Consider the following 7,616-nt stretch of genomic DNA (forward strand, 5'->3'; position numbering starts at 1 on the left):
GGGACACTCTACAAAATGGCATTTTGAGTTAAATAATTTATTGCAGGTGACTTACCGCCACGACCCTGCAGGTTTCGCCATCGGCCTGGTAGGCCATGACGGAACGGCCGAGCTGGCGGCTTTGCCGCAGCGCCTGCGCGAGTTCGGCGCTTCGCGGGCCTTGCAATGAAACCTGGGCCTCGATTTCTTCGACCGAATATCCCGCCGCGCTGCCGCGGCCGATGACCTGGGCCGCTTCATCCAGCACGATCACGCCACCACCCAGGGATTGCGCCACCGATTGGCACAGCGTGGACAGCGGGGCACCCTTGGCCAGCAGCGAGGTCATCTGGTCATGGGCTTCGGTGGCGGCCTTGACGCCGAGAATATGCCGCTCCAATTGGACACGGGCGGCATCCGCTTCCTCGAGCGCCGCTCGGGCCTGTTCGAAGGCTTTTGCATTCCTGAGGGCCACGGCCGCATGGGCCGCCAGTGCACTCAAAATGGAAGTATTGAGCGCGGTGTGGCTGCGGTGATACCGGTCGGCGACGAACAGCAGGCCGATGACCTCATCGTTGCATATGAGCGGCACGCCCACCAGCGCGACGATGCCTTCGCCGCGAAAGGTGTCGTCCAGCCGCGGGTGGTGCTGAAAGCGGTTGTCGTGCAAATAGTCCGGCGTCGCGAAGGGCATGCGCGTGGCCATGATCATGCCGACCACGCCGGCATTTTTCTGGGCCACCATGTTGGTGGTGTTCTGGAGCAGGGCGCCGTCATTGACCAGCACGTGGAATTCCTGCTGCTCCGGGTCGTAGCTCGAAAGCCAGGCCAGGTCGGCGCCCAACAGGTTTCGCGCACGGGAAACTATGGCGCGCAGCAGGCTCGGGAGGTCGAGTCGGCTGGACAAATCCTGCGCCGATTCGATCACGGCCAGCATGCCCTTTTCACGTTGCTGCAAAAGGTCCAGGCGATTCTGGACCGTCAACGCCATGCGCGCGAGCTCGGCCAGCGTGGATTTCCAGGGCAGGCTGTCCGGAAGTTTTTCGACCTGCGCCAGGCGACCGGCAATTTCATCCAGGGCCGCGCCGCGATGCAGCAGGTTGACCAGATCCCAGGCCATTTCCTCGATGCCAGGGTGGGGTGCAGCGGTTTTCATGTCGATTCCTGGTCAGTGCATCCGGAGCGGGATCATGAGATTCCGGATGGGAGGCTCATAGGGAAAAGGCCGCTGGTCAGTATCCCAGAGCGCCCGTCCCCGGTGGCGTCGTGAGCATTCGGTGCCACCGGCCAACCGCCCGCGGCGGCACTGCCTGCGGGTCGGTTTAAGGGTTAATACTGAGTGCAACCCTCACATTGAATCGGCGCGACATATGTGGCCGCAGCACATAGGCTTGCGAGCCCCGGCCAACGAGACTTCCGTCCTCACTTGTCATGTTCCCGATGCCTGCGAATCGAGGCCGGGACGCCAGGCTCCGCACTCAGCGGTGCCCCATAAGGATGGTTGTTTCTCATGAGTATTCTTGAATCGCTCCGCCCCGCTGCCGGATTGCGGGTACTGGTGAGCGCCGGCGGCAGCGGCATTGGGGCCACGGTCGCGCGCGCATTTTGCGAAATCGGTGCCCGCGTGCACGTCTGTGATATTGACCAGGCCGCGTTGCGCCGATTGAGCGCCGAGGCACCGGGAATCACGTCCAGCGTGGCCGATGCGTCGGTGGCGGCCGACGTGGACCGGGTATTCGACGATCTGCGCACCACGCTGGGCGGCCTGGACGTGCTGGTGAACAACGCCGGTATTGCCGGGCCGACGGGGCCGATCGAGGAAATTGGCGCCGAGGGCTGGGAGCGCACCATGGCCGTCAATTTGAACAGCCAGTATTACTTCGCGCGCCGGGCCGTTCCGCTGCTCAAGCAGTCGAAGGCCCATCCGTGCGTGCTGGCCATGAGTTCCGTCGCGGGCCGGCTGGGTTATGCGCTGCGCACGCCTTATGCCTCGACCAAGTGGGCCATCGTCGGCTTGATGAAATCGCTGGCCATCGAGCTGGGCCCGCAGGGCATTCGGGTCAACGCCATTTTGCCGGGCACGGTGGAGGGCGAGCGCATGGGCAGCGTCATCGCGGCGCGGGCCGCGGCGGCCGGGGTCAGCGTGGAAGCCATGCGCGAGGAATACCTGCGCAAGATTTCCCTGCGCCGCATGGTGAGCGCCGAGGACGTGGCGGCCATGGCGCTGTTCCTGTCCTCGCCCGCCGCGCGCAACGTGACCGGACAGGCCATCAGCGTGGACGGAAACATGGAATACCTCTGAGCCTCGAATCAACCAGGAGCCAGCCATGAAGAAAACTCAGGACAAGGTCATCATCAGCTGCGCGGTCACGGGCTCGGTGCACACGCCCACCATGTCGCCGCATTTGCCGCTGACGCCGGATGAAATTGCCCGGCAATCCATCGAGGCGGCCGAGGCGGGCGCGGCCATCATCCATTTGCACGCGCGGGACCCGGAAAATGGGCGCCCGACGGCGGACCCCAGGGTATTCGACCGGTTCGTGCCGCGCATCGGCGCCGCGACGGACGCCATCATCAATATCACCACCGGCGGCAGCACCCGCATGACGCTGGAGGAACGCCTGGCCTATCCTTTGAAGGCCAAGCCCGAGATGTGCTCGCTGAACATGGGGTCGATGAATTTCTCGATCCACCCGGCCGCGCGCAAGATTTCAGACTGGCGCCACGACTGGGAAAAGCCTTATATCGAAGGCATGGAGGACATGATCTTCCGGAATACCTTCCGGGACATCAAGCACATTCTCCAAGTGCTGGGCGAAGATTGTGGCACGCGCTTCGAATTCGAGTGCTACGACGTCGGGCATCTTTACAACCTGGCCCATTTCATGGACGAAGGCCTGGTCAAGGGGCCGCTGTTCATTCAGAGCATTTACGGCATCCTGGGCGGGCTGGGCCCGGACCCTGAAAACCTGGTGCTGATGCGCACGACCGCGGACCGGCTTTTCGGGCGCGATAACTACCGCTTTTCCATTCTGGGCGCGGGGCGCCACCAGATGCCGCTGCTGACGATGGGTGCGGTGATGGGCGGCAACGTGCGCGTGGGGCTGGAAGACAGCCTGTATCTGGGCAAAGGCCAGCTGGCGAAATCTTGCGCCGAGCAGGTGCGCAAGATTCGCCGCATCCTGGAAGAGCTTTCGCTGGAAATCGCAACGCCGGCCGAGGCGCGCGCCATGCTGGGCCTCAAGGGCAGGGAACAGGTTGCGTTCTGAATTCGAGCGCCGATCGGCGCGAACCTGAATTTGATTTCACAGGAGACAACATGGGAAACCGCTCCATTGAAGGCAGCGTGGACGAGACGCACCGTATCGCCACGCAAAAGGCCATGGCCCGGCTGATTCCGCTGCTGTGCGCCATTTATTTCATGTCCTATATAGACCGCACCAACGTGTCGCTGGCGAAGGCGCACCTGGCGGCGGACCTGGGCATCAGCGCGGCGGCTTACGGGCTGGGGGCCGGCATCTTCTTCCTGGGCTATGCGCTGCTGGAGGTTCCCAGCAACCTGCTGGCGCACCGCATCGGCCCCCGGCCCTGGATCGCCCGCATCGCCGTCACCTGGGGCGCGCTGTCGGTGGCGATGATGTTCGTCCAGGGCGAAATGTCCTTCTATGTGCTGCGCGTGCTGCTGGGCATTGCCGAGGCCGGCCTGTTCCCGGCGCTGATGTACATGGTGACGCTGTGGTTCGCGCCCAAGGACCGGCCGGTGGTGGTCGGCTGGATCTACACCGCGCCGGCCCTGGGGCTGCTGCTGGGCAATCCGCTGGGCGGCGCGCTGATGCAGCTCGACGGCCTGGGCGGGCTGCACGGCTGGCAGTGGATGTTCATGCTCGAAGGGCTGCCCACCATCGCCGTCGGCATCCTTCTGTACTTCAAGCTGGCCGAGCGGCCCAGCGACGCCAAGTGGCTCTCGCGCGAGGAGGCGCGTGCGCTGGAAAGTCGCGCCGTCATCGACCAGGCCGGCCACTCGAACCTGTCCTCGCAGGACTGGATGGCCGCGATCAAGCGGCCGAGCACGGTGCTCACCGGCTTGATCTACTTCCTGAACCAGGTCGCCTTCGTCGGGCTGGTGTTCTTCACGCCGGCCATGATCCAGCAGATGAACATCGACTCGCCGTTCCTGGTGGGCGTGATGTCCAGCAGCGTGGGCCTGGGCTTCCTGCTGGGCGTGCTGACGCTGCCGCGCATCCATCGCCGCGTGAAGAGCGACTTCGTGTTCCTGGGCGCGCTGACGGCCGGGCTGCTGCTCAGCGCCTGCGCCTTCCTCGCCACGGAGCGCCCGGCGGTGCAGATCGCGCTGTTCGTGGCCACGGCCTTCTTCGGCGGCGGGATCCTGCCGTCCTACTGGGCCATCGCGATGAAGCGCCTGCAGGGCATCCAGGCCGCGGCGGGCCTGGCCTTCATCAACACCATCGGCCTGCTCGGCGGTTTCGTGGGCCCGTACCTGTTCGGCATGGTGGAAGCGGCCACGGGCCGCAGCTCGGCGGGCTTCTCCGTGATCCTGGGTGCCGCGGCCATCGGCCTGCTGCTGGTGCCCGGGCTTGCCAAGGCCTCCCGCTGCGAGCGCCAGGCGGCGCCGGGCCTGGGTGAGCCCATGATCAAGCCGGCTTCCTGAGCGCAAACCGGGGGGCTTGAGCCCGGTTTCAGGCTGGAATCGGGCTCGGCTTCGCAATACAGCTTATGTCAAGTGCCGTTGGCGGCGTCGTGAGGCGTGCCTAAAGCTTGTCGGCTCAACAAGCCACGGCCAGGCTCACGAAGCCGCGTGCCAAGCCGGAGGAGTCCGAAGGCTGTGGCACGCAGGCGCGGCGGCTGTTCCATCGCCGCCGATGGCGATCAGAACTTGCGCACCTCGATGCGGTGCTTGAGCAGCGCATAGCCCAGCTGGCGCGGCGTCACGCGCAGCAGCCGCGCGGCCTTGGCCTGGACCCAGCCGCACTGCTCCATGGCCCAGATCAGCCGCTCGCGCTCGCCTTGCGGCGGCGTGCCGGAGCCGGCGCGCTCGCCCGGCGGGCGCACGTGCACGGTGGGGCCGATGGTGGTTACGCCGGCATCGGCCTCTTCGACTGCCTCAACCGGCAGCGCCGGCTCCTTCGGCGCGGGATTCCAGCCGCCCGGGGCCGGCCGGCTCGCGCCGCCGGCAGGCTGCCCCGTGCCTGAGCCCGTGTCCGCGCCAGGCCGGGGACCGGCCGGCGCCACGGCGTCGGCCTTGTCGATGAAGTGCAGCGTCTGCGTCAGGCAGCGGTTCTGGCGGCACGGGAAGGCCAAGTCGCGGATCACCTCGCCCTGCACCATCGTGGCGGTGCGCTCCACGCAGTTCTCCAGCTCGCGCACGTTGCCGGGCCAGTAGCAGCTCGCCAGCACTTCCATCGCCTCGTTGGTGATGCGCAGCTTGCGGCGGTTCTCCTTGTTGAAGCGCTCCAGGAAGTGGGTGACCAGCGCGGGGATGTCGGCGCGGCGCTCGCGCAGCGGCGGCAGGAAGATCGAGACGACGTTGATGCGGTAGTAGAGATCGGCACGGTACTCGCCGCGCTGCACCATCTTCTCCAGGTCGCGGTTGGTGGCACAGATCAGCCGCACGTCCACCTTCACGGGCTTGCTGCCACCCACGCGCTCGAACTCGCGTTCCTGCAGCACCCGCAGCAGCTTGGCCTGGAACGCCGGCGAGATGTCGCCGATCTCGTCGAGGAACAGCGTGCCGCCGTGCGCCAGCTCGAAGCGGCCCTTGCGCTCGCCCGCGGCGCCGGTGAAGGCGCCCTTCTCGTGGCCGAAGAGCTCGCTCTCCAGCAGCGACTCGGTGAGCGCGGCGCAGTTGACCTTGATGAAGGGCGCATCCTTGCGCGGCGACAGGAAGTGGATGGCGCGGGCGATGGCCTCCTTGCCGGTGCCGCTCTCGCCGCGCAGCAGCACCGTGGCGCGCGAGGGCGCGGCCTGCTGCACCTCCAGGAACACCTGCTGCATGGGCGCGGAGTCGCCCACCACGTTGTCCAGCGTGAAGCGCGAGCGCGGCTGCACGCGCTGCAGCGCCTTCTGCATGCGCATGGATTCCTGCTGCAGCCGCCGGTGCTCCTCGCGCACGGTCTCGTGCAGCATCAGCGCCTGCGCCAGCAGCGTGGCCACCATGGTCAGCAGCCGCTGGTCCTCGGTCAGCCGCGCGCCGCCCTTGACCACGCGCTGCGTGGCCAGCACGCCCGAAACCGCGCCGTCGCTCTTCAGCGGCACGACGATAAAGGCCAGCATGCGCTCGTCGTCCGCCAGCGGGCCGAAGGCGCCGGTGCGATCCACGAACTCCGCGACCTGCCCGATGTCGGGCACCACCACGGGCATGCCGGTGGCGTAGACCCGCCCCACCACGCCCTCGCCCACGGCCCAGCGCCCGCGCTGCGCCTGCTCGCGCGTCAGGCCCACCGAGCTGTGCACCTGCAGCGTGCCGCCATCTTCGGCAGGGGTGACGATCATGGCCCGTGGCAGGTCCAGGTGGGCCGTGAGCACGTTGAGCGCGGATCTGAACGTGCGACCGATGTCCAGCGAGGCGCCGAGGATTCGGCATATCTCGTAGATGGTCACCAGTTCCAGGTGGGAACGCTGCTCACCGGGAGAACGACTGGGCATGGCAGACCTCCGTGCTGGGTTGGGAACGTTTGCGGTGCCGGTCGCAACGCTCCGGTGCATGTCTGCTTCAGGTTCGGGCATGGGATGGGTCGGTGCAGCCATGACGCAGGTCAACGCGCAAAAACCACACCACCAAGGGTTTGCGCGAATGACTTCCTGCACATGATTTGACGTGGCGCAAAGGCGGTGAAGGGTTGACCCCGTGCCTCTTGAAACGCGCGAAAAAGCACCGCCCGGCGGCGCCTGAGCACGGCCGGGCGGCATGGGCTTGAGTGGCTGGAACTTGCTCTGGATGCAAGCCGCAACCGAAGGAGATCCGTTCGCTTTGGGCCCTTCGACAAGCTCAGGAGCGCCTTGTCGAAGGGCCGCAGGCAAGCTGTGTCGGGGGCATCGACAGGCTCAGCCCGAACGGGATGTTTTCAGCGCCAACGAAGGGAGGATTCAGGCGGCGCAGCGCGCCAGGAGCTTCTCCAACTCGGCCACGTGCTCGCCCTCCTCCTGGGTGAACTCCTGCGCCAGCAGGCGCACTTCCGGGTCGGTGGTGGTGGCGGCGATGGCGCCGTAATAGGCATGCCCGCGGCGCTCGCTGGCCAGGGCCAGCTCCAGCGCTTCGCGCGCGCCCATCTGCGCGTCCACGCCCACCCAGTCGGCCGTCTCGGGCGAGGTGCCGTCGGGCCAGTGGTACTCGTCGGCCGCCAGCGGCGGCACGTCGCGGAAGCCCGCGCGCGCGTTGGCCTGCGCCAGGTGCTGGCGCGAATAGCGCGCCATCTTGCTGAAGAAGTCCTTCAGCTCCGCGTTGCCCTCGGTGCCCATGGCGGCCGAGAGCTCCTCGTAGCGCCGCGCCGCCTCGCGCTCGAGCTGGACGGCGTGGGCCAGGAATCGTTCAACGTCGTTCATGCGTGCTCAACCGAATTTGAAAAGGATGCCGTGCCCGCCGCGCGGGTATTCCCAGGCGACGTTGGCGTGCTCGGTGC

6 protein-coding genes are annotated in these 7,616 nt (G+C 66.6%); 3 read left to right on the plus strand and 3 right to left on the minus strand.

Annotation, left to right across the window (positions count from 1 at the left end):
- Positions 1–37: 37 nt before the first annotated feature.
- Positions 38–1,135, minus strand: a complete 1,098-nt coding sequence (locus Q0741_RS08700; RefSeq protein ID WP_298232808.1) for a GAF domain-containing protein — start codon at positions 1,133–1,135, stop codon at positions 38–40.
- A gap of 354 nt (positions 1,136–1,489) precedes the next feature.
- Between Q0741_RS08700 and Q0741_RS08705 the strand changes: the two genes are divergently transcribed.
- From Q0741_RS08705 to Q0741_RS08715, 3 genes are read left to right on the plus strand one after another with little or no spacing between them, the layout of a single operon-like run.
- Positions 1,490–2,281: an SDR family oxidoreductase gene (locus tag Q0741_RS08705; RefSeq protein WP_298232809.1), complete on the plus strand. Its 792-nt coding sequence runs from the start codon at positions 1,490–1,492 to the stop codon at positions 2,279–2,281.
- A gap of 25 nt (positions 2,282–2,306) precedes the next feature.
- Positions 2,307–3,248, plus strand: coding sequence for a 3-keto-5-aminohexanoate cleavage protein (locus Q0741_RS08710; RefSeq protein WP_298232810.1), 942 nt, complete (start codon positions 2,307–2,309; stop codon positions 3,246–3,248).
- Positions 3,249–3,298: 50 nt separating this feature from the next.
- A complete protein-coding gene (locus Q0741_RS08715) occupies positions 3,299–4,648 on the plus strand; it encodes an MFS transporter (RefSeq protein WP_298232811.1) in 1,350 nt (449 codons plus the stop codon).
- Positions 4,649–4,866: 218 nt separating this feature from the next.
- Here the strand turns inward: Q0741_RS08715 and nifA are convergent, their stop codons facing one another.
- Entirely contained in the window at positions 4,867–6,642 is a 1,776-nt protein-coding gene (nifA, locus tag Q0741_RS08720) for a nif-specific transcriptional activator NifA (protein ID WP_298232812.1), read from the minus strand.
- Between the two features lie 441 nt (positions 6,643–7,083).
- Positions 7,084–7,539, minus strand: coding sequence for a ferritin family protein (locus tag Q0741_RS08725; protein ID WP_298232813.1), 456 nt, complete (start codon positions 7,537–7,539; stop codon positions 7,084–7,086).
- Between the last annotated feature and the right edge of the window lie 77 nt (positions 7,540–7,616).

The sequence above is a fragment of the uncultured Azohydromonas sp. genome (assembly GCF_937926365.1).
GTDB lineage: Bacteria > Pseudomonadota > Gammaproteobacteria > Burkholderiales > Burkholderiaceae_C > Azohydromonas.

Excerpts from the sequence above, each read along its gene's own strand:
- Q0741_RS08705 (WP_298232809.1), top strand. The coding sequence starts at position 1,490 with ATGAGTATTCTTGAATCGCTCCGCCCCGCTGCCGGATTGCGGGTACTG.
- Q0741_RS08700 (WP_298232808.1), bottom strand. The coding sequence starts at position 1,135 with ATGAAAACCGCTGCACCCCACCCTGGCATCGAGGAAATGGCCTGGGAT.
- Q0741_RS08725 (WP_298232813.1), bottom strand. The coding sequence starts at position 7,539 with ATGAACGACGTTGAACGATTCCTGGCCCACGCCGTCCAGCTCGAGCGC.
- Q0741_RS08715 (WP_298232811.1), top strand. The coding sequence starts at position 3,299 with ATGGGAAACCGCTCCATTGAAGGCAGCGTGGACGAGACGCACCGTATC.
- nifA (WP_298232812.1), bottom strand. The coding sequence starts at position 6,642 with ATGCCCAGTCGTTCTCCCGGTGAGCAGCGTTCCCACCTGGAACTGGTG.
- Q0741_RS08710 (WP_298232810.1), top strand. The coding sequence starts at position 2,307 with ATGAAGAAAACTCAGGACAAGGTCATCATCAGCTGCGCGGTCACGGGC.